Annotated in this window: 25 protein-coding genes and 1 pseudogene; 15 read left to right on the forward strand and 11 right to left on the reverse strand. The window is 31.1% G+C overall.

The features are described from left to right. Positions 1-206 precede the first annotated feature (206 nt). Positions 207-581: a hypothetical protein gene (locus BT151_RS07320; RefSeq protein WP_072401151.1), complete on the forward strand. Its 375-nt coding sequence runs from the start codon at positions 207-209 to the stop codon at positions 579-581. 193 nt (positions 582-774) lie between these two features. Here BT151_RS07320 and BT151_RS07325 read toward each other — a convergent pair whose 3' ends face one another. Further along, positions 775-1,515 carry an acyl-CoA desaturase gene (locus BT151_RS07325; protein ID WP_072401152.1) on the reverse strand — a complete coding sequence of 247 codons (741 nt, stop codon included), beginning with the start codon at positions 1,513-1,515 and terminating at the stop codon, positions 775-777. 68 nt (positions 1,516-1,583) lie between these two features. Next, positions 1,584-2,153, reverse strand: coding sequence for a Crp/Fnr family transcriptional regulator (locus BT151_RS07330; RefSeq protein WP_072402598.1), 570 nt, complete (start codon positions 2,151-2,153; stop codon positions 1,584-1,586). Positions 2,154-2,368: 215 nt separating this feature from the next. Between BT151_RS07330 and BT151_RS07335 the strand changes: the two genes are divergently transcribed. Then, the gene (locus tag BT151_RS07335; protein ID WP_072401153.1) at positions 2,369-2,560 is read left to right on the forward strand and encodes a cold-shock protein; all 192 of its coding nucleotides are present in this window, start codon (positions 2,369-2,371) and stop codon (positions 2,558-2,560) included. A 108-nt stretch (positions 2,561-2,668) separates the two neighbouring features. Here the strand turns inward: BT151_RS07335 and BT151_RS07340 are convergent, their stop codons facing one another. Together BT151_RS07340 and BT151_RS07345 are read right to left on the reverse strand one after the other, a co-directional pair. Further along, a complete protein-coding gene (locus BT151_RS07340) occupies positions 2,669-3,856 on the reverse strand; it encodes a carbohydrate binding domain-containing protein (RefSeq protein WP_072401154.1) in 1,188 nt (395 codons plus the stop codon). Positions 3,857-3,867: 11 nt separating this feature from the next. Next, positions 3,868-5,739, reverse strand: a complete 1,872-nt coding sequence (locus tag BT151_RS07345) for a DUF5060 domain-containing protein (protein WP_216231095.1) — start codon at positions 5,737-5,739, stop codon at positions 3,868-3,870. Between the two features lie 568 nt (positions 5,740-6,307). Between BT151_RS07345 and BT151_RS07350 the strand changes: the two genes are divergently transcribed. From BT151_RS07350 to BT151_RS07365, 4 genes are all read left to right on the forward strand, one after another. After that, positions 6,308-7,312 carry an LLM class flavin-dependent oxidoreductase gene (locus tag BT151_RS07350; RefSeq protein WP_072401156.1) on the forward strand — a complete coding sequence of 335 codons (1,005 nt, stop codon included), beginning with the start codon at positions 6,308-6,310 and terminating at the stop codon, positions 7,310-7,312. 158 nt (positions 7,313-7,470) lie between these two features. Further along, positions 7,471-8,811 carry a DEAD/DEAH box helicase gene (locus BT151_RS07355; RefSeq protein WP_072401157.1) on the forward strand — a complete coding sequence of 447 codons (1,341 nt, stop codon included), beginning with the start codon at positions 7,471-7,473 and terminating at the stop codon, positions 8,809-8,811. Positions 8,812-8,823: 12 nt separating this feature from the next. Beyond that, entirely contained in the window at positions 8,824-10,137 is a 1,314-nt protein-coding gene (locus BT151_RS07360; RefSeq protein ID WP_072401158.1) for a DEAD/DEAH box helicase, read from the forward strand. A gap of 93 nt (positions 10,138-10,230) precedes the next feature. Further along, entirely contained in the window at positions 10,231-10,671 is a 441-nt protein-coding gene (locus BT151_RS07365; RefSeq protein WP_072401159.1) for a KTSC domain-containing protein, read from the forward strand. 213 nt (positions 10,672-10,884) lie between these two features. Here the strand turns inward: BT151_RS07365 and BT151_RS07370 are convergent, their stop codons facing one another. From BT151_RS07370 to BT151_RS07385, 4 genes are read right to left on the reverse strand one after another with little or no spacing between them, the layout of a single operon-like run. Further along, the gene (locus BT151_RS07370) at positions 10,885-12,045 is read right to left on the reverse strand and encodes an iron-containing alcohol dehydrogenase (protein ID WP_072401160.1); all 1,161 of its coding nucleotides are present in this window, start codon (positions 12,043-12,045) and stop codon (positions 10,885-10,887) included. 46 nt (positions 12,046-12,091) lie between these two features. After that, the gene (locus BT151_RS07375) at positions 12,092-12,724 is read right to left on the reverse strand and encodes an NAD(P)H-dependent oxidoreductase (protein WP_072401161.1); all 633 of its coding nucleotides are present in this window, start codon (positions 12,722-12,724) and stop codon (positions 12,092-12,094) included. Positions 12,725-12,739: 15 nt separating this feature from the next. Next, the gene (locus tag BT151_RS07380) at positions 12,740-13,405 is read right to left on the reverse strand and encodes a Rossmann-fold NAD(P)-binding domain-containing protein (protein ID WP_072401162.1); all 666 of its coding nucleotides are present in this window, start codon (positions 13,403-13,405) and stop codon (positions 12,740-12,742) included. 1 nt (position 13,406) lies between these two features. Continuing rightward, positions 13,407-13,991, reverse strand: a complete 585-nt coding sequence (locus tag BT151_RS07385; protein ID WP_072401163.1) for a TetR/AcrR family transcriptional regulator — start codon at positions 13,989-13,991, stop codon at positions 13,407-13,409. Between the two features lie 228 nt (positions 13,992-14,219). Between BT151_RS07385 and BT151_RS07390 the strand changes: the two genes are divergently transcribed. Further along, positions 14,220-15,308 (forward strand): nickel-binding protein, encoded by a 1,089-nt coding sequence (locus BT151_RS07390; protein ID WP_072402599.1) that lies wholly within the window; start codon positions 14,220-14,222, stop codon positions 15,306-15,308. Between the two features lie 132 nt (positions 15,309-15,440). Further along, positions 15,441-15,947, forward strand: coding sequence for a YybH family protein (locus BT151_RS07395; protein ID WP_072401164.1), 507 nt, complete (start codon positions 15,441-15,443; stop codon positions 15,945-15,947). A 140-nt stretch (positions 15,948-16,087) separates the two neighbouring features. Here BT151_RS07395 and BT151_RS07400 read toward each other — a convergent pair whose 3' ends face one another. Further along, positions 16,088-16,732: a thiamine phosphate synthase gene (locus BT151_RS07400; protein WP_072401165.1), complete on the reverse strand. Its 645-nt coding sequence runs from the start codon at positions 16,730-16,732 to the stop codon at positions 16,088-16,090. A gap of 195 nt (positions 16,733-16,927) precedes the next feature. Here BT151_RS07400 and BT151_RS07405 point away from each other — a divergent pair, with 195 nt between their 5' ends. The 7 genes from BT151_RS07405 (at position 16,928) to BT151_RS07435 (ending at position 21,905) form a co-directional block, all read left to right on the forward strand. Further along, complete coding sequence (locus BT151_RS07405) at positions 16,928-18,112, forward strand: acyl-CoA dehydrogenase family protein (protein ID WP_072401166.1); 1,185 nt, start codon at positions 16,928-16,930, stop codon at positions 18,110-18,112. Positions 18,113-18,422: 310 nt separating this feature from the next. After that, positions 18,423-18,680, forward strand: a complete 258-nt coding sequence (locus BT151_RS07410) for a type II toxin-antitoxin system ParD family antitoxin (RefSeq protein ID WP_072402600.1) — start codon at positions 18,423-18,425, stop codon at positions 18,678-18,680. Beyond that, the gene (locus BT151_RS07415) at positions 18,667-18,957 is read left to right on the forward strand and encodes a type II toxin-antitoxin system RelE/ParE family toxin (RefSeq protein WP_072401167.1); all 291 of its coding nucleotides are present in this window, start codon (positions 18,667-18,669) and stop codon (positions 18,955-18,957) included. Before BT151_RS07410 ends, BT151_RS07415 begins: the two co-directional genes overlap by 14 nt. Positions 18,958-19,194: 237 nt before the next feature. Beyond that, positions 19,195-19,806 carry a YqaA family protein gene (locus BT151_RS07420; RefSeq protein ID WP_072401168.1) on the forward strand — a complete coding sequence of 204 codons (612 nt, stop codon included), beginning with the start codon at positions 19,195-19,197 and terminating at the stop codon, positions 19,804-19,806. 50 nt (positions 19,807-19,856) lie between these two features. Continuing rightward, a complete protein-coding gene (locus tag BT151_RS07425; protein WP_072401169.1) occupies positions 19,857-20,270 on the forward strand; it encodes a TonB-dependent receptor plug domain-containing protein in 414 nt (137 codons plus the stop codon). Between the two features lie 98 nt (positions 20,271-20,368). After that, positions 20,369-20,662, forward strand: coding sequence for a DUF3817 domain-containing protein (locus BT151_RS07430; RefSeq protein WP_072401170.1), 294 nt, complete (start codon positions 20,369-20,371; stop codon positions 20,660-20,662). A gap of 1 nt (position 20,663) precedes the next feature. Continuing rightward, positions 20,664-21,905, forward strand: coding sequence for a mechanosensitive ion channel family protein (locus BT151_RS07435; RefSeq protein WP_072401171.1), 1,242 nt, complete (start codon positions 20,664-20,666; stop codon positions 21,903-21,905). Positions 21,906-21,915: 10 nt separating this feature from the next. Here BT151_RS07435 and BT151_RS07440 read toward each other — a convergent pair. Continuing rightward, positions 21,916-24,388, reverse strand: a pseudogene (locus BT151_RS07440) (zinc-dependent metalloprotease). A gap of 135 nt (positions 24,389-24,523) precedes the next feature. After that, complete coding sequence (locus BT151_RS07445; protein WP_084647901.1) at positions 24,524-25,126, reverse strand: DUF3575 domain-containing protein; 603 nt, start codon at positions 25,124-25,126, stop codon at positions 24,524-24,526. Positions 25,127-25,140 lie beyond the last annotated feature (14 nt).

Below are 25,140 nucleotides of genomic sequence, written 5' to 3' on the forward strand. Positions count from 1 at the left end.
CTTATAGAAATGGAACTTTATTTGGCTTTAATAGCTCTTATATATTATAATGAAATAAATTTTTAGGCTGATAGCTTAGGAGTCAAGCATAAAGTATGTAGAATGGAATTAATAATTTATCTTTATTAGATTAATACTATAACTTAATAATTACAGATTTTATAAAACTCCTTATCTGTTGTTTAATTTTTAAAAACTATGTATAAATGGTTGAAAAACAGAAAATAGTAACTCATTTCTTTGAACATAAAAATCATCAAATTCTACCTTTTAAAAAGTTCATTTTAAGGGTGATTAAGTATTTTTTATTTTCAGTTGTTTTAATAGTATTTTCATTAGGTATTGGCACCATTGGGTATTATCATTATGCTAATATATCTTGGGTAGATGCCTTTTATAACGCGTCCTTAATTTTAACAGGAATGGGACCGGTGGATCAAATGCCAACTGATGGTGCCAAACTTTTTGCTTCATTTTATGCGCTTTTTAGCGGCATTGCTTTTTTAAGTACCGTAGCCGTAATTTTTGCCCCAATTGCACATCGTTTATTACATGTTTTACATGTTAAAGAAGACCATTAAACACATAAATAATCATTTTAGTGCCAGAGTAAAAGCTTAAATGTCATGCTGTATAATATAAGGCTGATGACGAAGGCTTTAATATCTCTTGAGTTCTCCACACGCTACAAATAAAAAACAAATGCATATTCACTTCTGGAGGCGATACAGGTCTATCTTTAAAAACACCTTTTAGAAGAAGAGGGTAAACCTATTAACTCTTAACTCTAATAGGTTTCAACTTAATAAAACCAAAGGCATCCAATAGTTTTATAATTAAATAAGTAACATCAATCTCGTACCATTTTACACCAAAATTAGCACGACTTGCATGTCTGTGATGATTATTATGATAGCCTTCACCCATCATTAAAAAATCAAAACGGAAAAGATTTTTACTCGTGTTTTTCATTTTATAATTAACATAGCCATAAATATGACCAAACCAGTTAATAATCACACCATGTATAGGTGCCATTAAAAAGGTTATAGGTAATAATAGCCATTGCCACCAAGCAGTTGCAAAAAACGCAAAGAATAGAATATAACCGCTAATCCAAAGTATTCTAGAAAAGCGAGAACTTGCAAATGTGTCGAATCCTTTCCATTGCGGTACATTTTTAGTAAAACGCTTATCTATTGCAATGCGTTGCATATTAATATCTTGATAAATTGTTTTTGTTTTCCACATCATCGCAAATAAATTAGCATCATGAGATGGCGAATGAGGATCGTTTTCGGTATCTGTATAAGCATGGTGCATACGGTGCATAATCCCGTAACCATAAGCACTTAAATAACTTGAGCCTTGAAAAATCCAAGTTAAAATAAAGGTAATACGCTCCATAATTTTAGACATGGTAAATACTTGATGTGCGGCATAACGGTGCAAAAAGAAGGACTGAAAAAACAAGCCTCCATACCAAAGTACTAAAACGAAAATAACTATAATCATAACTTTTTTTTGCAAAGATAATTGCAGAATTCGTGCCAAACAATGAACCTAAATCAATTAAACGTTTATTATAATCGTTTTCTAATTCTGCTTAAAGCTTGTGCAGTAATTCCGATATAAGAACTAATGTATTTTAATGGAATAACTTTTAAAAGTTCTGGGCGTTCTTTAAATAGCTTCATATAGCGTTCTTCTGCTGTAAGATTTAATAAGTTTTGTTCACGCTTAGATTTTAATAAAAAGAGACGCTCTGCTGTTAATCTACCTATAAGATTTCCTATTTGGGTATTTTTATAAACGGCTTGTAAATCATCATAAGTAATACTTAAAAGCGTTGTTTCTGTAAGTGCTTGTAACTCGTAAGCGGAAGGTGTTTGTGTTAAAAAGGAATCATAAGCACTAATAAACTGGTCTTTAAAACTAAAACCAAAGGTGATTTCTTTATCTGGATTGTCCTTAGGAATATATAAGCGTACAACACCAGATTCAATAAAAGAAATATGATTTTCTATATCGTTCAGTTTTAAAAAAACAGATTTCTTCGGAATTACACGAGGCTGTAATTTTGAAGTGAAAAATTCCCAATCTGAGTTAGATATGATAGCTATTTGATCTAAGTACGCTTTTATCTGTTGCAAATGTTTAGTTATAATATTATTGAAAGTACAAAGATACGGATTCAAATACGCTATTATTACGTAGTCTTTGTTTTGATTTTTTATATTAAAACCATACATTTTATTTGAAGAATAGGAGCGAGGAAAAGAAAAATAAATAATAAAAGTGCTATTATCTTATTTAATGGCACCATCTTTGCATTATAAAAAGTATTAATAAAATAAATTATATTACAATGAGTAAAGGAACAGTAAAATTTTTCAACGATGCAAAAGGATTTGGATTCATAACAGAAGAAGGAGTTGAAAGAGATCACTTTGTACACATTTCTGGATTAGTTGACGAAGTTCGCGAAGGCGACGAAGTTGAATTTGATCTACAAGAAGGTAACAAAGGATTAAACGCAGTGAACGTAAAAGTTATCTAATACATATACTTTCAAGTTTAGTAAAAAAGCCCATCAATATTGATGGGCTTTTTTTATGTCTATTATTTTTTCATGATATCTAAATTCATGAGAAATGAATATTTGGATTTATTTTTTAATATTAAAATGTAGCTTTGGTGTATTATTTTCTATTTGGTTTTCAGAGGCATAAAAAGAAGCATCAACAGCACCTAACGGACGAATAAGTAATCCTTTAGTAGTTCCATCTAACAATCGTTGTAAAACGGGTCTTGAAATCGTAATAAAATTTTTACTACCTGGTGCATCTGAAAGTTCAATATCGAAAATCATTTGTGTATTAAAAACATCAGAATACACTTTTTTCTCAATAAAATTATTATAAGTTACTGTTTTTTGATCCCAAAAAGGATCGCCTCCAAAAATTTCTATGACTCTAACTTTACCAAATTCAACCCCAAGATCTTCACCATATTTTTCAATATAATCTCCACCTTTGGAAACAGACTGTGTTGTAAATTCTAATACACCAGCACCATTAGCCTTTAAATCTTTGAAATTTTCAAAATCCCAACGAAGAATAGCCCATTGATTAGCATTTACCGCTAATGTTCTAGCATCTCCTGTAGATTCTTTAACATGCCAATCGTTGAAATTTATATTAGGAAAATCTGAATTTATTAAACCATCATGAGTAACTTCAAGATGATTAGAAAATGTTTTCAAATCGGCAACCTCTGGATGATAGATTAATGGTTCTCCTTTGTCTGATTCTGCTTCATTAATATTTATGATATCTGCACGATAATAATCTACATCAACATAAAATGTGTCTAATCCCCAATCTGTCGCTGCTAACTGAACATAAAGTGTGTCTCCTGGAACAGCATCCAAATCTTTTGTTGTCATGCTTATGGTATGCCAACCCTGTGTATCAGGTATATCAAACTCCCTTAATTGTTTGTGATAATTTGTAGTTCTTTGTGTGTTTATCATAAAATTAACGCGTTTAGGCGCATGACTAACACGTATTTTGGCTTCAACTCTTAATTCAAAATCAGGATCACTTAATTTACTTAAGTCAAGCGAAGAGGTAATATCTCGTTTTATTAATGCCCACCATACATTATGCTTATCTTTTGTGGCATCCACCAAAATACGTGCATATCCATCTTTTTGAATAAAATCCATGGTAGCATCGCCATCGCCTGTTAATGTGAACCATCCATCGATGGGTTTGTTATCAAAAGAATCATAAAATTGAGACTGGCAAATACCAGAATTCATTATAATTAATACTAAAATTATTTTTTTCATTAGATATGATTTTATTTAGTTGTTTGCATTATTTTGAGTGCCCAATCTGTAATAGATGGATTTTGTTTATCGGGAAATTCAAGAAGCTTTAGCACTCCTTTTTTATTAGTTTTAATGCTTATTGAATTTCCCCATATTCCACTAAGAGGATTGAACCAAGTTAAAGAATAAAATACATTAGGTGTGAAATCAATCAATTCTGGTAAAACCGATTGGTTTTCAAAATACAATAAAGCAAAATCTTTTTTAGGAGTTCGCATCATATAAGACCAACCATCTAATCCCATTTCAGGACTACCAGAGGATTTATTAGGATTAACATATTTTCTCGCAGGTTCCAAATTCTGGTATTTTTTCCCTTCGGAAAGCATAAACGTATTTAGATGCTGCATAACACTTCCAGAATCATATTTTAATGCTTCCCAAAAATGAGGACGCACACCTTCAGGTTCTCCAATAGTTGTTATATCGTATGCTGCTGTACCATGTACATGACCTGAGAGCGCACCAGAAAGTACCGAACCATACATTTGTGCACGTGCAAAATAGTTGTCTCGAGCTGAGTTAGCCGGAGGACGTTCTCCATTTGGTTTATTAATAGAATGGTTCCATCCTGTATAATAAGGCTCAAAATTAATTGCTGGGTAAGGTGGGTTGAGATTAAAAAGGGTATCTATAGCTGAAGAAACTCGATGGTCTCGAGGCTTATTACCAACACTATGCATTGTTAACCAAGGACAATCTTTATCATGTCCGAATGCTTTGTATGTAGAACGATCTATTAAAGTTGTGTGAATTTGTCCAAATGGCATTGGACCATATTTTTCTAAATGGTAGGTCAATGCTTCGTTAAATTGATTGGCTGTAAGACTAAATTCTTTAGGTATCCAATCCAAATGAATCCCACTAAATATAAAATTGTAAGCGCCATATCGTGAAATAAGATATTGAACGTAACGTGCAAAACTTTCATTAAAATCAAAATAGGCATTCCAAGAAGGTCCTGCATCTCTTCTTACAGTTTCAAGTAAAGTTACAAATCCTTGTTCAGACAGAAAAGCCATTTTTTTATCTAGACTTTTAAAATATTCTGGATTAATGTAATCAAAATTGGAAACGCCTTTATGTTTATCAGACATATTAAAAGGTAGGTTTCCATATTCATCTCTCATATTTTTTGAAGTAAAAGTGCCCCAATAACTCAATCCGCCAGAAGCATCGGTGCCCTTCATATTAGAAACATCATACCCAAATTTTTCCCAAGCATTTCTTAAAAATATACCACTGGAATCTGCATAGGTACTTGGGTAATTATCTGCTTCCCAATTAGGAAAAGTTGCAATCATACTTACAGAATTATATCCCTGATTATCTCTATAATTAATGGCATCTTCAAACCCAATTCCTGGTCCTGGCACATAATCTTTTTGAGTAGTGGCATTTCTAAATGGTAATCGCCAGGTAGAACCAGCAAGCCACGTATCACCAATCATAAAAAAAGGAGTACCATCTGTATATTCTAATGCATGTCCATTTTCAGTTTGTTTAACAAAACCACGTCGATTTGGATTTTGCTCTTTTTCGTTTTCAGTCCAATCAATGGCATTAAACGCTCCTGTATTGTTGTTTAATCCATTGTCAGTAGGTTGGTTTGAGCCACTTTTCCATGTCCATAATCCTGCTTTTGTAGCGACAATACGAACTATATAAACATTATCACCATTCCAGAAACCATAAATTCGTTTTGAAAAATCTGGACCTTCTAAATCTACCCAGCACGTAACATCTGTATAAAAATTTTCATATTCATTTTTAGCTTCAAGTACAATTTCTTGCATTTCCCATGTGTGAATTTCTGGATTACCATTATTTTTAGCTTTCACAATAAACACATTGCAAACCATTAGAAATGTGATCAAAAAAAAGCGTGAGGTTATAAATTTACTATTCATAAATATTTAAAAACATCTTTAAATCATGCATAAATATACTAAAGATTAAATCATTACCCATTCGCAGAATTCGCCATTTACTAATAGAATAATTGTGTTTTCGAATAAAATTTTAATTTGTTCATTTCGAATTAGCTTAAATATTTAAACAAAGTATATTTTATTTTATTTTTTAAAAACAAAGTGTAAACAACACTATTTTAAAACAACTTCAAGAAAAAAGCTGACAAAGGGTAATGTTTTGTTAATAAATTCAATTGAAACAACATCTTATAAAAGTGTGTTTATCTTTGCATAAAAAATATTCATTTCAAAACCCTTTTCTAATTTATTAATTTATAATAATGGTTCGTTAATTAATATTTTGAGTTAGGAAAGATTGAAGATACCGACAAAGTACATTCTTAATTTGCAATCAAAAAACTAATTAATATTACCCATTAATCTTGTGTTTAGGTTCATTTTTAAACACAAGGTTTACAACTTATTTTACATATTTATGAAAACTCAATATACAGCTTATTCCATATTAGACCTTGCATTAGTTTCAGAAGGTCATACACTTAAACAAACTTTTAATAATGCTCTTGAATTGGCGCAAAATGCAGAAGCTTTTGGTTACACACGCTATTGGTTGGCAGAACACCATAATGCGCCTAATATAGGAAGTAGTGCTACCTCTGTATTAATTGGCTATGTTGCCGAAGGTACAAACACGCTTCATATTGGTTCTGGAGGTATTATGTTACCAAACCACTCGCCATTAATTATTGCCGAACAATTTGGAACATTAGCATCCTTATATCCAAACCGAATTGATTTAGGTTTAGGAAGAGCTCCTGGAACAGACAGAGAAACCGCACAAGCCATACGCTCAGATTTTATGCAAGCTGCACATTCATTTCCTAATGAATTGGAAAAAATAGAAACATACTTTTCTACAAACAATGCAAGTTCTAAAGTGCGCGCTACTGTGGCAGAAGGTGTTGAAGTACCCATCTACATTTTGGGTTCTAGTACAGACAGTGCCCATTTGGCGGCAAAAAAAGGTTTGCCTTATGCATTTGCTAGCCACTTTGCGACAACTCATTTATGGGAAGCGATAGATATTTACCGTGATGAGTTTAAGCCATCAAAGGACTTAGAAAAACCGTATGTCATGGCTGGAATAAATATTATTATTGCAGAAACGGATGAGGAAGCCGAACGTTTATCAACATCTTTAATCCGCATGATTGTTGGCATATTTACAGGTAAACGAGATTATGTGCAACCGCCAACAGCTATGACTGATGAGTTTAGGGAGATGCTGCAACATCCACAAATATACCAAATGTTAAAGTATTCTTTTATTGGTAGTAAAGCCAAAGTTAAAGCTCAAGTAAAAGAATTTATGGAGCAAACTAAAGCAGACGAACTTATTGCTGTTACTAATATTTATGATGTGAAAGATAGAATACGATCTTATGAATTGTTTGCAGAAATTATGAAGGAATTGAATTAATATGTGTTTTTATTGCGTGTAAAACGAAGACAATTTGCAAAATAAAAACTCCTACTAATTCAGCAGGTGTTTTTGGTATCAAGCTAATAAATAAAATAACAAACTAAATTGGTTGTATTCCCTGTAAAAGTGTGGTTATCTTTGCACAAAAATATTTTATGTTAAAACAGTTTTCAGATTTAGGAATTAATGAACAATTACAAAAGAGCTTAGTTGGCTTAGAAATTTCTGTTCCAACAGATATTCAAGTAAAGACGATTCCTATTGTTCTTAATCAAAAAGAAGATGTGGTTGTTTTAGCAAAAACGGGAACTGGAAAAACAGCAACTTTTGGCTTGCCTTTATTGCAGTTAATTAACATTGAAGACACTAGTGTACAGGCTTTAATATTAGCCCCAACAAGAGAATTAGGACAACAGATTTATAATAATTTAGTAGCCTTTGCGACCAACAGTCCAAACATATCCATCGCATCTTTATGTGGTGGTATTCCCATAAAACCTCAAATAGAACGTTTAGAAAGCACAACGCATATTGTTGTGGCAACACCAGGGCGTTTGGTAGATTTAATAAAACGAGGAGCCATTAGCATTAAAAACTTAAAGTATTTAGTGTTGGATGAAGCCGATGAAATGGTGAGTGCTTTAAAAGAAGATTTAGATAGTATTATTAAAGACATTCCTAAATCTAGGAGAACGTTATTATTTACGGCAACTATGCCTGGTGCTATAAAACAATTGGTTCAAAATTACATGTCTAAACATGTTATACAAATTGAAGCAGACATGGAAACTATTGGTCACAAAGGTATAGACCATCAATATGTAGTTGTAGAACCTATTGAAAAACTAGAAGTACTACTTCATTTTTTAAATTCTAAAGAAGGTGAGCGCGGTATTATTTTTTGTAAAACCAAAGCGGCGGTTAATAAATTGGCAAAAAACTTAGCCATTAATAAATTCTCATCAGGAGCCATTCATGGTAGTTTAACGCAAGGTATTCGTGACCGTATTATGGGACAATTTAGAGAAGATTATATCGATATTTTAGTTGCTACAGATTTGGCAGCACGTGGTATTGATGTAAAAGAAGTGTCTTATGTTGTTAATTATCATCTGCCAGATACTTATGATGCTTATGTGCATAGAAGCGGACGTACAGCAAGAGCAGGAGCAAAGGGGCTTTCGTTAACCATCTTGCAAAAAGAAGAAGTTGAAGATATTGCCGATTTTGAAAAGGAATTAGGTGTTGTTTTTAATGAATTTAAAAAAGCAGATGCACAAAGCATTGAAGAAAATAATGGATTATTATGGGCTAAAAAAATATTTAAGACCAAACCTAATCGTGATGTTTCAGAAGATTTTAAAGCTAAGGTGAAAACGATTTTTCATCATTTAACAAAAGAGGAACTCGTAGATAAAATATTAGCAAATTACTTAGCCCAATCTGGTACAGAAAACCTGAAAGTTGAGTCGTCTAAAAAGACTAAAAAGAAATAAGAAATAATCATTATGGCAAATAGCATTAAAAATCAGCAGGATATTTTAGAAAAACTAAATATTCAAGCCTTGAATCCCATGCAAGAGGAAGCTGTTTCTGTAATTGAAACAACAACAAATACCATTATATTATCGCCAACAGGAACAGGAAAAACATTGGCTTTTTCATTACCATTACTAAAGGTATTAAATCCAGAATCTGATGAAGTTCAAGCCTTAATATTGGTGCCATCACGAGAATTAGCCATTCAAATTGAGCAAGTTATTCGTTCTATGGGTTCTGGTTATAAAGTCAATGCCGTTTATGGAGGCAGACCTATGTCTAAAGACAAAATTGAAATTAAACATACGCCTGCTATTTTAATAGGCACGCCAGGTAGAATATTGGATCATTTTAATAGTGATCGCTTTTCTAAAGCAAGTATTAAAACGCTCATATTAGATGAGTTTGATAAGTCTTTAGAGGATGGTTTTGAGGAAGAAATGAAAGCTATTATAGGTGAATTGCCTAGTATAAATAAGCGCATATTAACTTCTGCAACTCAAGCTGTTAAAGTACCTGGTTTTGTGCGGTTAGACAAGCCAACCATCATTAATTACTTAAAGGAAAAGAAAGGCTCGAAATTAGCGATTAAAACAGTGGTTTCTCCAGACAAAAATAAATTAAAAACGTTGTTTGAATTGGTTCAACATATTGGCAATGAACAGGGGATTATTTTCTGTAATTTAAGAGATAGTATTGATGAAGTAAGCCGTTTTTTAGATAAAAAAAGAGTTAGTCATGCTTGCTTTTCGGGTGGTATGGAACAACAAGATAGAGAACGGGCTTTAATTAAATTTAGAAACGGAACCAGCCAACTATTAATTTCTACAGATTTGGCAGCTCGGGGTATTGATATTCCAGAATTGAAATACATTATTCATTATGAATTACCTCGACATGAGGAAGATTTTATTCATAGAAATGGAAGAACAGCTAGAGTTAATGAATCTGGAACAGCTTATATATTAAAATGGGAAAACCAATTATTACCCGAATTTATTAAGGATATAAAAGGTATAAATATTTCTAAAAAAGCACCACATAAGCCTCAATTTTGGGAAACTTTATTTATTTCTGGTGGAAGAAAAGACAAAATTTCTAAAGGTGATATAGCAGGATTATTTTTAAAACAAGGTGGTATTACTAAAGACCAATTAGGAACAATTGAGTTAAAACCAGACTGTGCATTTGTTGCTATTCCTCTAACTATGGCGGATGAATTGGTTAAAAAATTAAATAACACTCGATTAAAAAAGAAAAAAGTACGTGTAACTACATTGTAATCAGTTATTTATAATATAAAAATATTAGTTACAAACTATCGTAATTCATTAGATATTAACACGTACTTTTGCGCCTTCAAATAAAATTTGATTATGAAGCGCATAAATGAATATAAAAAACTCTTTGGAGTAGAAAACGAAGTTGAATTAAAGACTTTAAAAAAGAGTTACCGCAATTTGGTTAAAGAATGGCATCCAGACAAATTTCAAAATGGAGATGCATTACAGGAAGAAGCTGAGGTAATTAGCCGAAAAATTATAGACGGTTACCACTTTCTTGTAAGTATGGCACCAGAAACTAAAGAAGCAAATTTAGGCGCTTATACAGAAACTACAACTAATTCTGGTATTGCAGATTTTAACCATAAAGGGTTATTGTTAGAAATTACGTTTGTAGACGGATCAACTTACGAATACTTTGGCGTTACAAAACAAGTGTATATTAAAATGGTAAACAGCCATAATCTTAATCGTTTTGCTAAACGTACTATATATCCTAATTATACTTATAGAATGTCTAAACGTACAGTTTAAAATATTTAAATTGGCTTAACATTATAAAATATAAAAAAGGCTGTCTCTGTAAAGACAGCCTTTTTATTTAAATGATTATTAATTATTTTAAACTCACTAACAACTTATTGTTAAACAGAATTTCAGAAGTATTTTCTATCAGCTTCTTTGCAACCAAACCCTATAATGATTCTGAAAAAAGTGCTAATAATTCAAATAATTTCATAGTTGCTTTTAGTAAGCCATTTTTACAATTTTCTCAACTTTATCTGGTGATAATGACTGATGCTCTCCTAGTCCTAACCAACCACGATCTGTAAAACGCTTTCCAATTTCTTCGGCAGTACCTTCGTAATCTTTAGTATAATCTGATAATTTGGTATCAATTCCTAATTTTTGGAAAAAAGCTTCAGTTTTTTTAATGGCAGCATAAGCTTTATCATCTGTATTGCCTTCTGCTATATTCCAAACACGTTCACCATATTGAGCTAATTTTTCTTTTTTAGCTTCAAAATTAAATTTGTAATGACTTGGCGCAATTACAGCTAAAGTACGTGCGTGATCAATACCAAATAAAGCCGTTAACTCGTGACCCATCATATGAACAGCCCAATCTCCAGGAACACCTTTTTGGATTAATCCATTTAAAGCCATAGTACAACTCCACATAAAGTCTGAAGCCGCTTTATAATCTGATGGATCCTTTAATACTTTAGGAGCAACTTCTATTAAAGTTTGTAAAATGCTTTCTGCAAAACGATCTTGTAATAAAGCGCCTATTGGGTAAGTCATATATTGCTCTAAAACATGCGTAAAAGCATCTGTTATGCCATTTGCTAATTGACGTTCTGGAATAGAAGTAATTACCTGCGGATCTAATATTGAGAAAACAGGAAATAAACCAGGTCCGCCCATAGCCAGTTTTTCTTTGGTTTCTGCTCTTGTAATTACAGCTCCAGAATTCATTTCAGATCCTGTGGCAGGTAAGGTTAAAACAGTAGCAAAAGGCATCCCTTTTTCACTTCTAATATTTTGGGTTAAAATGTCCCAAGGGTTATCGCCTTCAAATAAAGCAGCAGCAGATAAAAACTTAGTTCCATCTATTACAGACCCACCACCAACAGCTAATAAATAAGTAATGTTTTCGTCTTTAATAATTTTTAAAGCTTCCATTAATATCGCGTATTCTGGATTTGCAGGAATACCTCCAAACTCAATAACGTCTACTTTAGCTAAAGCTATTTTTACTTGGTCGTAAATGCCATTTTTTTTGATACTTCCTCCACCATAAAGTAGTAGTACTTTAGCATCTTTAGGAATTTCATTTTCTAGTTTTTCTATAGTATCCTTTCCAAAAATAATTTTGGTTGGGTTTTTTAATTCAAAATTGTTCATTTTTCTTTTCTTTTTAATTGTTTAATATTTTTTTGTAACACTTTAATTATTCAATTACGGTTACTAAATCTTCCAATGGTTTTCTCACTTTTACAAGATTAGCTAACCAATCTTCATTTTCTTGTCTATAACCTATTGGTAATAATACAGCGCTACGCAATCCTTTTTCGCGTAATCCTAAAATTTGGTCTACAGCAGCAGGATCAAAACCTTCAATTGGTGTGGCATCAACACTTTCAAAAGCAGCAGCAGTTATAGCTTGGGAAAAAGCGATGTAAGCTTGTTTTGCTGCATGATTAAAGTTTACTTCAGCATCTTTTTGCGGATAAGTACTTAGTAACATTTGACGGTAATTTTCAAAGCCTTCGTTTTCAAAACCACGAATATCATTTGTTAAATCAAACATGTAATTAATTCTATCTGCCGTATAAGTGTCCCAAGCCGCAAAAACGAGTAGGTGAGAGCAGTCTGTAATTACAGATTGGTTCCAAGCAATTGGTTTAATTTTTTCTTTTATGTCTTGATTTTTCACTACAATAATCTCAAAAGGTTGTAATCCACTTGATGTTGGCGCTAAACGTGCTGCTTCTAAAATTCTTTTAACTTTATCTTCAGCTACTTTTTCACCATTCATTGCTTTTGTAGCATATCTCCAATTTAATTTGTCTAATAATTCCATATAATCAATTCTATTTTAGCTATTTTCCACTAGTTTTTTTATCTCGTTTGAAGTTATTATAACTTCGGCATTACTTTTATTATTTGCCAGATTAAGCATGGCCTGTGCAATTGTTTCTGCATTAATTATTTTGTAACTCTGTAATTTTCCAATAAATAATGGTTGTAATATTTTAAAAGCAATTAATCCTATTTTTTCTAATATTCTACTTTCGTTACGTTCACCACCAATTATAGAAGGTCTTAAAACGAAAGTATTTTTTATGTTTTGTTGCAATACATCGTGTTCCATTTCTCCTTTAGTTTTGTTGTAAAACACACTACTATTTTTATTTGCTCCCATTGCAGAAATCACTAAAAATGTATCTATATTATTTTCTTTTGATAGTTTTGCAGCCATCACCGGAATTCCATAATCTATTTGTTTATAAAGCGTTTTATTTGGTGTTTTTTTAGCAGTTGTACCGATGCAACAAAACACTTCATTTGCTGTAAAATCTGCTTTAAACTTGTCTAATTCTAAAAGATTACCCACAAACTGAACAACTTTATTTGGTAACCCCTCAATTCTTGAACGCGAAAACAGTTTTATAGTATCATATCTATCATCTTCAATTAATTTTTGAAGCAAAATATTACCAGTTAAGCCAGTAGCTCCTAATATTATGGCAGTTTTTTTCATGCTATTTACAAACTTTTATACTGCTCCAAGCCGATTGATATGCTTCTTCTAAATGTGTTTTATCTAACTGAAAAGCACCTCGTTTTTGCATAATCATTAAAAAAGACAATGGGTTTATGGCGTATGCATACAACAAGTAATCGGATAATGGCTTGATAATGCCTTCTTTTTTACCTCGTTCCCAAAGGTCGAGTAGGGGTTGTAAATGTTTAATACCTTCTTGTCTACTAGCTTCATCAATCATTGGCGTATTATCACATTGTGCTAAGAACATTGCGTTTTCGCATTCCTTTAATTTAAAATCAGCAATCCGTTTCCATATAATCTCAAAGCCTTCTTCTACAGGCATTTCTTCATTATAAGTAGCAAATGCATATTTGGTGTATGCGGCTTTTACTTCTATATAGGTTTTGTTAGCTAAATCCTGCTTATTTTCAAAATATAAATAAATAGTAGCAGGAGAAACATTTGCCATTTTAGCAATTTTACTCATTGGTGTGGCATGAAAACCATTGTTGTTTACTAACTCAATAGTCGCCTTAATAAGTTGGTTACGTTTGTCGATGCTTTTTTGAAGTTTAGCCATTTCTTTTATTATTAAGATACAAATGTATATAAAAATGAACGTTCATTCTTTTTTTTAACAAAGATTTATAAAAGTATTTTATGTTGTTTATAAGGGTATAATAATTACAATTTATTGAAGATGTATGAGAAAGCCATAAATGCAATAACTAAATATTTTTATAAAAACAGCTTTTTAGTTTTTGTTATAATATACTAAAAAATGTATATTACATTCAAAATCAATACTATGCCATTATTTTTAGATTTACACAACCTTCCTGACGGCATTACTGCACAGCATGTTGCAGAAATGCATCAAGCCGATTTAGATATTGAACATAAATACAATTGTCGAGGATTAACCTATTGGTGTGATGAAAAAAGAAAAACAGCTTTTTGTTTAATAGATGCACCAAGTAAAGAAGCCCTTATAGAATTGCACGAAAACGCTCACGGTGCTGTTCCAACACAAATTATTGAGGTTAATGGTACCATAGTCGAATCTTTTTTAGGACGTATTGAAGACCCAGAAAAAGCTAAAAAATTAAGTCTTAATATTATTAACGATCCGGCTTTTAGAACTATTCTGGTGGTTAAAATAAAGCATAAAACTTTAAGAGAAAACAATATAAGTCCTTTAAAAGAAGCTATTAGAAGCTACATAACATCTATAAAAACTTTAACATCTCAATATAATGGACGTATAGTAAAACAAGAAGCAAATACTTTCCTAATATCTTTTGATACTGTTACTGATGCTATACATTGTGGAATGGAAATTAAAAATACTTATAATAGTGTTATTACTCCATGTTTAGAGTTTAAAATAGGGGTAAGCGCCGGTATTCCGGTTACTGAAAAAGAAAGTATTTTTGAGGACACTATAAAAACTTCAGATTATTTAAGCGACGCAGTTAAAGGCGATTTTTCAATAACAACAGAAGTTAAAGATCTTTATGAAGGTGAAAACCAAAACAAGCCATTATCTAAAAAAACTATTCGTGTTTTAAATAATAAAGAAGAAGATTTTTTGATGAAATTAATGAATTATACTGAAAATATTTGGTCACATACAATAACAAATGTTAATGATTTTGAAGAGAATTTAGGATATAGTAAATCTAAATTATACCGTACAATGATGAATTTGGTTGGGAAATCTCCAAACACATTTTTAAGAGATTATCGTCTAAATAAAGCATTAGAATTACTAGAAAAACAAAATTCTAATGTTTCAGAAATTGCTTATCAAACAGGGTTTAGTAGTCCTGCTTACTTTTCAAAATGTTTCCATAACAAATATGGAATTTTACCTTCAGTTTTTTATAGAATCTAAATAATAAGTTCTTTTTCAGTTATTTACATTAAAATTAACTCTGGTCTAAAAATATATTTATTTGGTCTAAACGTAGAATTATAGGAAATTATTACATTCTACTTTTGTTCAAAACCAATAAAATATAAAATTATGAAAACAAAATTGACATTAGTATGCCTTATGCTTTTAGGAATAATAAGCATAGGCTGCGGAGAAAATGAATTAGAAGAAAAAGACACTAAACTTGATTTAATAAATCCAGAGTTTCCAGAGGCTAAACAAGAAGTATTGGAAACTTTTGTTGCCATTGCACAAAGTATTAAAGATGGCGATTTAAACAAACTAATTTCCTTTCATGCTTATAGTCCAAAGTTTACCGAATTTAAAAATGGACAACCTAGAAATGGTGGTGAAGCAAACGAAGCTCACGAACGTAGTGTTTTTGGTGCTGTAACCGAAGTAGTCGCTTTCAATGCTGAAGATTTAAAAATTGCTGTTTATGGTGATGTTGCTAATTTAACTTTTCATTCAGATTTTCAATTAAAATTCGGGGAAGATCTCGTTGTAGTTAATGATCAAATAACTTTATTATTTGTAAATACAAATGATGGTTGGAAAATGGTTCATGAACATCATTCTCCTTTAACAATAGAATAAAGCTAAAAAAGGAATACAATACCACATCAATATACAAAAAGCTCTCAGCTAGCTATTGCTTTCTGCACTTATTCTCAAACACGTTAATAAATGCAGGAAGCTTATTTTTTTATTAGATATCCTTTCACTTTCACCTTTATTTATTCAAATGTGTGTCGTTGTTCTTCTGTTGAAGATGCGTTTAGTAATTGGTTAAATGTTCTTATCGAATTAAAATTTTTGGTAATTTCTTCAGATACAGCAATTCCGGAAACACCTGTTTCTAATATATCTTTAACATCTTCTATAGTTATGTCTCCAAAACCAATAATGGGTGTTTCAGTTTTTAAGGCTTCTATAATTGAAGTATAACCACTTAAACCTAAAGCCGAATTTAAATTGTCTTTGTTTTTTGTAACTCTAAAAGGGCTTAAACTAATATAATCAACTTCTTTTCCAATTAATGTTTCGCAATCTTGCAGTGTATTTGCCGTTCCACCAATAATTTGCCAAGTAGATAAATGCTTTCTTGCTATAGTTGGGCTAGCATCAGTTTTTCCTAAATGAACACCATCAGCCTTTACCTCTTTTGCTATTTTATAATGATCGTTAATAATTAATCTAGTTTGAAAATGAGATGTAATTTCTCTAGCTTCTTTGGCTAACTTTAAAAGTTTTTTTTCTGAAATATTTTTTAAACGTAATTGCACTAATTCGGCACCAGAGGTACACGCTTTTTGGATGTTTTCTAAATGCTCCTTTGGAGAGTTTCCTTGAGAAATATAATGTAATTTAGGTATAATCATGTTTTAGTTTCTTGTTCTTTATTATAAAAGATTACTCGTTAAAAATAAGTATAGAATATAAAAATTAAACGAGAGGCAAAAATACGAATGTTTAATGACCCATGTATTGCGTATTTAAATAAAACTAAAAACCTTCAAGTATATATAGTTACCTTTATTATTTTCAATAGTAAATTAATCAAAAGATCAAGTGATATGTTAAAAAATGTTTTATTAGAACGCGAAATATACGCATCAGAAGAACATAAAATGATGCAAGAAATGATTCGAGATTTTATCAATAATGATGTTATTGATCATATAGATGAATGGGAAAAAAATGGTATGGTTAGCCGTGAAATCTGGGAACGTGCTGGAGAATTGGGTTTGCTGTGTATGGATATGCCGGAACAATATGGTGGAAGTGGTTTAGACTTCAGTTTTAGCGCTTTATTTATTGAAGAATTGGCAAAAGAAGGAATTACTGGACTAGGTTTTTCATTACATTCAGATATTATTGCTCCATATCTCTTAAAGTATGGAACCGAAGCTCAAAAACAAAAATATTTACCAATAATGGCTATGGGTAAAATGATTACATCCCTTGGTATGACAGAGCCAAACTGTGGTAGTGATCTTAAAGCTATCAAAACAAATGCCGTAGATAAAGGAGATTATTATTTGGTAACTGGACAAAAAACCTTTATTACAAATGGTTATATGAGTGATATGTCTATAGTCGCTGTAAAAACTAATTCTGGAACAGAAAAAGAAGGGGTCTCTTTGTTAATTATGGAAAGTAAGTCTGAAGGTTTTGAAAAAGGAATCCCTTTTAAGAAAATAGGCATGAAAGCTCAGGATACCTGCGAATTATTTTTTGATAATGTAAAAGTTCCTAAAGAAAATTTATTAGGAGAAGAAGGATTAGGTTTCAAAATTATGATGACAGAATTGGCTAGAGAGCGTTTATCAGTAGCGATCAATGCTATAGGTGGCGCTCAAGGAGCTATAGAAAAAACAATCGAATATACATCTACAAGAACTGCTTTTAATCAACCAATTGCCGGATTCCAAAACACACAATTTAAACTAGCCGAATGTGCTACACAATTACAAATTCATCAAACTTTTTTAGATCGCTGTACATTATTATTATCAAATCATCAGCTAACAGCCGAAAACGCTTCAATGGCAAAGTATTCAGCAACAGAAATGCACAGTAAAGTAGTCGATGAATGCCTACAATTGTTTGGAGGCTATGGTTATATGTGGGATTATCCAATTGCACGCATGTATGCGGATAATAGAGTAGCCAGAATTTATGCTGGAACCAATGAAATAATGAAATTATTAATTGCTCGTGGTTTGTTTAAAGAATTGTTTCAGCAAATGAAAAAATAGTAAAAATAGTGACCTTTCTCATAAATATCAAATGATAGTATTTGTACTATAATGTACCGCGTTATGTAACTTGAGCTTTGGTTAAAAGCGAAGTTTGAATTACTACTTTTTCTTATTTTTTTCTTCTCAAATGTTTCTCTATAATGTTAATGGAATACTTTTTACCCAAGCGACGATAGGAGCGAAGTGGTAATGTGTATGGAATGGGAATAGTTACTAAATACATGAAATTAGAACTCTATTTTTTTGTAATATTCAATCAAATACATTAAATTTCACCAATAGTATGATTATTAAAACAAAAATACACATGTCTACAATTAGAAAAACAATAACATTTACTGAAAAACAAGATAAATGGATAAAATCACGAATTACAATTGGTGAATTCACTAATGATAGTGAATATCTTCGTGATTTAGTAAGACAGGATCAGGCAAAAAATGCTAAATTTTCCGCACTAAAAGCAGCCATAACAGAAGGTATGGAAAGCGGCATTAGCAATAAATCTGTTCCAGATATTATGAAAGAAGTTGAAGAACGTATGAGAGCAGATGGGCGTTTATAAAGTATCTGGAAAGGCCGAAAGTGATCTTACAAAAATGTACGAATATGGAATTGAAAGGTTTGGATTAAAACTGGCGCAAGAATATTTATTTGGAATACACGATATCTTTCAAGTTTTATCAGATAACATCAATCTTGGACGCGATGCCTCAGAATTTGTATTCTCATTAAAAAGATTTTCTTATAAATCTCATACTATTTTTTATTTAGCTACAGATATTGATATTTTGATTGTTCGTGTACTGAATCAAAGTATGGACTATGAAAACAATTTATAGCTAGATTTTTTTCTCCCCAATACAATAAAACTGAAGTTTTTAATGTTACAAAGACATTTTATATAATGTCGGATTATAATTTCAAATCTGAATTATAATTTATATTATGTCAAATAGATTTTTTTAATACCTATTCTTCCTCTTCAACAAATGTTATTAAAATATTAAAGTTCTAAATTAATTAATGTAACAAATTTTCATGTATTATATTTGTAAGTTTTAAAGGATATTACTCTCATGAAGCCTAAATCTAAGATAGAAAAAACTCGTTTACAGCTACTTCACCAATATTATAGTTATACGGGGTTTTACACATTTGTATGGAATGCTATTAAAAAAGCTTCTCCATATATTATTCTTATTGTGGGTATTGTTTATTTAATAAATCACTTTTTTGATATTAATAAGGCTTTAACTCATCTTACTGAAGTATTACCAGCTTATGGTGTGTTAAGTTTCTTTTTTGTTTCAGAGACACTTTTGGGCATCATTCCTCCAGAAATATTTATTGCTTGGGCGGGTAAAATGTATAGCCCTTGGTTTTATTTAAGTCTTTTAGCTATTTTATCTTATGCCGGCGGACTTTTATCTTATTGGATGGGTCGTTCTATTACTAATATTCCTTCTATTCATAATTATTTAGAGGTAAAAATGGAAAAACAACTCAAAAATTCTAAAAAATGGGGTGGTTTTTTAATAGTTGTTGGTGCTGTATTGCCACTACCCTTTTCAATATCTTGTATCGCTGCGGGTATAATTAAGTTTCCTTTTAAAAGTGTGATGCTTTATGGCTCTTTAAGGTTGTTACGCTTTGCTATTTACGGACTTATTATTTTTAATGTTCTTTAAAGCAGAATAGAATTATATTTTTTATCTTTATTGGAATTAGAATAAACGTTATGAAAAATATAGCTTCCATAGTATTGTTTTGCATCATTACCTTATTTAGTTGTAAAACTCAAAAAACAGATGATTTAGTTTTACGTACAGCAGCACAACCTTCAAACGAAGTTATGGTTACACAAGCCGAAATTTCTTTAGCCGATTATTTACGTCGCATTTCTGGCGTTGTTGTAAAAGGTTCTGGTGATGATTCCATAGTACTTGTGCGTTCTGGAGGAAATTCTATATTAAATAGTTCAGAACCTTTGTTTTTAATTAATGGAAACGCTTATAATGGCGATTTTCGTAATCTTTCAAATATTATTTCTGTAGCAGATATAAAGTCTATTCAAGTCTATAAAGATGCTTCAGAAACTTCTTTTTATGGTGTTCGTGGTGCAAATGGTGTTATAAATATAAAATTAAAATAACACGATTAAGTTATAGCTATTTATCCTGTGTATTATAACTCAGGATTTTTTTTATTCATATCCCTTATCGTTACTTTTGCACTTCAAAATAAATCAGTATGTTTTCTTTTTTCAATCTATTTAGAATTATAGCCCTTTTAGAGGGTGTTTCTTATTTATTATTGCTTTTTATAGCTACTCCTATAAAATATTTAGCGAATGATCCGCAATATGTTAAATTGTTAGGAATGCCACATGGTATTTTATTTATAGCCTATATAGCATTTGCATTTATGTTTAAAAAAGGTTTTAGCTGGAGCACAAAACAGTTCATTATAATACTTTTAGCATCTATCATTCCATTTGGAACATTTTATATTGATAGAAAATATTTAAAAGTCGAAACAAAATAAGATGGGCTCGTTAAAACATTTACTTTACGATTATTTATTATCAATAGGTCTTTCAGAAATTGCTGCAAAGTATTTAAATATGGCCGCATTAATTATAGCATTAATGCTCGTTGTTTTTATTATTGATTTTATAATTAGAAAACTATTAATTGGTGCTTTTATTCAATTTGCAGCCAGATCTAAAACAAATTTTGATGATTTATTAATTTCTAATAAAGTCCCAAGAAATATTGCTCATATTATACCTTTATTAATTGCTTTAGAGTTTTTTCCTATTGTATTTTATGATTTTAAAGGTTTTGAAAGTTTTGTTGAAAAAGGCTTGCAAGTATTCGCCATTGTATTAACATTATGGATAGTTAGAAGCCTTTTAAGCACATTAAAAGACTATTTAAAAACCCTACCTCGTTTAAAAGACAAACCTATAGACAGTTACATACAAGTCTTTATGATTTTTGCTTGGGTGGCTGGTTTCATGTCGGCAATAGCAATTATTACTGGTATTCCGTTTTTAAAATTTGCTACAGGTTTAGGTGCTATTTCAGCCGTTATTATATTAGTTTTTAAAGATACAATTTTAGGTTTTGTAGCTAGTATTCAAGTATCTATAAACGATATGGTTCGTATTGGAGATTGGATAACGTTTGAAAAATATGGCGCTGATGGTGATGTTATTGAAATAAATTTAGCCACGGTAAAAGTTCAAAATTTCGATAAAACCATTACCACTATTCCAACTTATGCTCTTATTTCAGATTCTTTTAAAAACTGGAGAGGCATGACAAATTCTGATGGTAGACGTATTAAACGTGCTTTATTTATTAAACAAAGTGGCGTGAAGTACTTGAGTGATGAAGATGTAGAAGATCTTAAAAATATTCAGTTGATAAGCTCCTATTTAGAAACAAGACAAGCTGATATTAAAACTTATAACCAATCGAATGAAATTAATAAAGACCTCTTATTAAATGGTAGAAACCTGACTAATTTAGGCGTTTTTAGAAAGTATATAGATACCTATTTAAATAATCATTCTGCAATTAATAAGGATATGATGATTATGGCACGTCAATTAGCACCAACAAATCAAGGAATTCCTTTAGAAATTTATGCTTTTAGTAGCGATAAACGCTGGGAGAATTACGAATATATCATGTCTGATATATTCGATCATCTCATAGCGTCATTACCTTATTTCGGTTTAGAAATTTTTGAATTGCCTAGTACTACAGATTTTAGATAGGTCTTATATACTATTTAGGATCTAAAATGAGCTTGATACGTTCTATACAATCTTTATAGTGATAATTTAGTAACCGTATTTGTAGCACGAGTAGATGCATTAATTAAACTACGTTTTAAAACATTTAGTTCACCTCTTACCAAAGGTCTAATATCCGATTGCGAAACACTAAATAATTTATTTTCTCTTGGGTTTAATTCTTCAGTCATTAAATATGCCATTCTATCTATATATGCACGTTGTAAATTACGGCGATACATATCTACATTCTTAGTCATATTTGCTTCACTCCAAATTCCAGTACGAACATCTTGAAGCATTTCTAACGCTGAGTAATTTTTTACATCTATTGTTTCATGATCTAATAAACGACCTAAACGATCAAAACTTAATAAACTACTTAAAAATCTGTTTTGTATATTTCCTAAACGTGCTGTATATCCTGCATAATCAATATTCGTTATTAAGTCTTTATCTACTAGCCAATTTGGGGTTTCAAAAGCATTTTTATGTAACCATTTAATGGATGCTTTTTGCAGCTCTTTAGATACTGCTTGATATGCAACACCTTCTTGATTAGGATTGATTAGGTTTTCATAAACACCACCAACATTTGTTAAAACGTGATTAATATAACGATTCCAACATCCTAATAACTCGCCATATAATTCCTCTAAATCTTCATAATTGTTTGTAGCATCACTTGTCCATTCTGGTAAATGTTCTGCAACATATTTTAAGTTTTTAAGGGCGTAATCTCCAGCTTTTAATGCATCGTTTCCAATATCTTCTGTTTGAGAAGTAGGATCAAAACGACTACTTTGCTTTCCAAAAACATATCTAGGATCTCCTGCTTTTTCAATAATCCAAGCATCTAATTTTTTTAGCTCTTTTTCTGGAGAATCTGCTTCAGGAATAAATCGATATCCCCAATTAATAGCATAATCATCATAAGGTCCTATTTGTCGAATAAAACGAATATTTTCATCTCCTGGCTGTGCAATATAATTATAGCGTGCATAATCCATAATAGTAGCTGCAATTCCATTTTTTTGAGTGAAAGCACCATCTCTATAACTTTCTACATCGTAAGCTTTACTAGCACTCATATTATGAGGTAAACCTAATGCATGTCCAACTTCATGTGCAATAACCATTTTCATCATCTCTCCAATGTCTTCAGAAGAGGTATTTAGTGTTCTTGCAGATGGGTTAGCGGCGCCTGTTTCTAATAAATAACGATTTCTGTAAGAGCGTAAATGGTTATGATACCAAATAATGTCACTTTCAATAATTTCCCCAGTTCTAGGGTCTGAAACACTTGGTCCAACAGCATTTCTTGTTGTACTAGCCACATATCTAATTACCGAATAACGAATATCTTCTGGACTAAAGTCTGGGTCTTCTTCTTTACTTGGTGCGTATTTAGCAATAATAGCATTTTTAAATCCTGCTTTTTCAAACGGTTTTTGCCATAATTCTACACCTTCTTTCATATACTTACGTAAATTTTCTGGTGTTGCTGGATCTAAATAATATATAATAGGTTTTACTGGTTCTACTAATTCACCTCTTGCATAAGCTTCCGGATCTTTAGGTTCCATACGCCATTTACGAATATATGTTTTCGTATCAGCTTTTAATTCTGGGCTACCATAATCAATTTGACTCATAGTAAACCACCCTACTCTTTCATCAGCAAATCGAGGTTGCATTGGGTTTTCCGGTAATAAAATCATAGATTGATTCATTTGAAGACTAATAGACTCTGTACTTCCAAAAGATGGTGGTTCTGAAGCATTGTAAGTCATATCTTGAACAACTTCTATATTTTGAGGAAAACTTTTAACTGAATTTATAAAACTACGTGAAGCATCTAAATTTTTAACTTTATAGGTTTTACGTAAACGTACCGGTAAACCACTTATGGCTTTTACATCGCTTGAATAAAATTTTGTAACATCAATAACAATTGCTGTAGAATCTTTACTAAAAGCAGCAATATCAAAAGCATATAATGTTGGTTCGTAGTTATTTGATTTTACTGAAATACTAATTGGTAATTCCTCATCTGCTACAGCGTTATAAGATTTTTCTTTTATTAAAATTTTATCTTGAAATCGTTCCCAAATGACTAGACTTGTATTAGTTTTAGTTCCTGCATTGACATAACCATTTCCTAAATTAGCAGGTAATTTGGCAATACGGCTAACTAAGAGCATATCTTTTCCTAAATACTCGTTAGGTATCTCAAAATAGTACTTATCATCTACTTGATGAGTTTTAAATAGACCATCATCAGAAATAGCATCATTAGTAATAACTTTATCATAAGGCTTAATTTTCCCTTCTTTTTTCTTTGGTTCCGGTTTAGAAACTTCAATTTGAGCATCTTTTTTCTTTTTTCGTTTGGATTGTGCTTCAGTTGAAATTGAAACCAAACACACTAGTAATGAGAATGTAAAGAGTAATACTTTTTTCATAAAAAAAGGGTTTTGATTAAATTATTCGTTAAAAATAGTTAATAACGACTCTTATTAATCAATTTTCACAAAAATTTAAGTAGTTTTTTTGATGAAAACAGGAATTGTTTTTTAATCTTAATCCTAACTAAATTATTAATTTATACCTTTATTTTTTGTTTTTGAGTTTAGTTTATAAACTAGCATAAGACCACCTCTGTATGGTATTAATTCTCCGCTTTTATTATATTTTTTTGCACCTATATCGGTTCGCTCTCCTGTTTCTAAGGAATAACCTTTATAATAGCCTTGTTGACTACCACCTCCTAAGAATACTTCTAAATTTAATCTATCACTCAACCAAAATTGATATCCAGTTGTTAAACCATAAAAAACACTATAGCCGTCTTGATAATCATTAGTATGATTCCACTTTTGTAATTTATATTTTCCTCCACCTATGTGAGCTCCCACAAAAAATCCTCGTCCACTTTCTTTTGGGTAATATCTAAATTCAGGAAAAACTAAAGCAAATTTATAAGGTATACCATCAATGGTCCAAAATGAAGCTGCCGCATCAATTTGAAAAGTTGTTTTTTTACTTAAATTAAATTCTGCACCAAAATTTGGTACTCCAATTAAAGCTGTTAAGGCATTACCTTTTATACTAGTTTGACTATTAATTAAATATGAAGATGCAAAAAGCAATAGTGTTATTATTGCTTTTTGGATATGTTTTAATTGGTGAGGGATAAACATATATTGGTTAAATA

The organism is Flaviramulus basaltis, assembly GCF_900114265.1.
GTDB classification, from domain to species: domain Bacteria; phylum Bacteroidota; class Bacteroidia; order Flavobacteriales; family Flavobacteriaceae; genus Flaviramulus; species Flaviramulus basaltis.

Bases quoted from the DNA above. Each gene is read 5' to 3' on its own strand.
- BT151_RS07320 (WP_072401151.1), top strand. From the start codon at position 207: ATGGTTGAAAAACAGAAAATAGTAACTCATTTCTTTGAACATAAAAAT.
- BT151_RS07325 (WP_072401152.1), bottom strand. From the start codon at position 1,515: ATGATTATAGTTATTTTCGTTTTAGTACTTTGGTATGGAGGCTTGTTT.
- BT151_RS07335 (WP_072401153.1), top strand. From the start codon at position 2,369: ATGAGTAAAGGAACAGTAAAATTTTTCAACGATGCAAAAGGATTTGGA.
- BT151_RS07340 (WP_072401154.1), bottom strand. From the start codon at position 3,856: ATGAAAAAAATAATTTTAGTATTAATTATAATGAATTCTGGTATTTGC.
- BT151_RS07350 (WP_072401156.1), top strand. From the start codon at position 6,308: ATGAAAACTCAATATACAGCTTATTCCATATTAGACCTTGCATTAGTT.
- BT151_RS07355 (WP_072401157.1), top strand. From the start codon at position 7,471: ATGTTAAAACAGTTTTCAGATTTAGGAATTAATGAACAATTACAAAAG.
- BT151_RS07360 (WP_072401158.1), top strand. From the start codon at position 8,824: ATGGCAAATAGCATTAAAAATCAGCAGGATATTTTAGAAAAACTAAAT.
- BT151_RS07365 (WP_072401159.1), top strand. From the start codon at position 10,231: ATGAAGCGCATAAATGAATATAAAAAACTCTTTGGAGTAGAAAACGAA.
- BT151_RS07370 (WP_072401160.1), bottom strand. From the start codon at position 12,045: ATGAACAATTTTGAATTAAAAAACCCAACCAAAATTATTTTTGGAAAG.
- BT151_RS07375 (WP_072401161.1), bottom strand. From the start codon at position 12,724: ATGGAATTATTAGACAAATTAAATTGGAGATATGCTACAAAAGCAATG.
- BT151_RS07380 (WP_072401162.1), bottom strand. From the start codon at position 13,405: ATGAAAAAAACTGCCATAATATTAGGAGCTACTGGCTTAACTGGTAAT.
- BT151_RS07385 (WP_072401163.1), bottom strand. From the start codon at position 13,991: ATGGCTAAACTTCAAAAAAGCATCGACAAACGTAACCAACTTATTAAG.
- BT151_RS07390 (WP_072402599.1), top strand. From the start codon at position 14,220: ATGCCATTATTTTTAGATTTACACAACCTTCCTGACGGCATTACTGCA.
- BT151_RS07395 (WP_072401164.1), top strand. From the start codon at position 15,441: ATGAAAACAAAATTGACATTAGTATGCCTTATGCTTTTAGGAATAATA.
- BT151_RS07400 (WP_072401165.1), bottom strand. From the start codon at position 16,732: ATGATTATACCTAAATTACATTATATTTCTCAAGGAAACTCTCCAAAG.
- BT151_RS07405 (WP_072401166.1), top strand. From the start codon at position 16,928: ATGTTAAAAAATGTTTTATTAGAACGCGAAATATACGCATCAGAAGAA.
- BT151_RS07410 (WP_072402600.1), top strand. From the start codon at position 18,423: ATGTCTACAATTAGAAAAACAATAACATTTACTGAAAAACAAGATAAA.
- BT151_RS07415 (WP_072401167.1), top strand. From the start codon at position 18,667: ATGGGCGTTTATAAAGTATCTGGAAAGGCCGAAAGTGATCTTACAAAA.
- BT151_RS07420 (WP_072401168.1), top strand. From the start codon at position 19,195: ATGAAGCCTAAATCTAAGATAGAAAAAACTCGTTTACAGCTACTTCAC.
- BT151_RS07425 (WP_072401169.1), top strand. From the start codon at position 19,857: ATGAAAAATATAGCTTCCATAGTATTGTTTTGCATCATTACCTTATTT.
- BT151_RS07430 (WP_072401170.1), top strand. From the start codon at position 20,369: ATGTTTTCTTTTTTCAATCTATTTAGAATTATAGCCCTTTTAGAGGGT.
- BT151_RS07435 (WP_072401171.1), top strand. From the start codon at position 20,664: ATGGGCTCGTTAAAACATTTACTTTACGATTATTTATTATCAATAGGT.
- BT151_RS07445 (WP_084647901.1), bottom strand. From the start codon at position 25,126: ATGTTTATCCCTCACCAATTAAAACATATCCAAAAAGCAATAATAACA.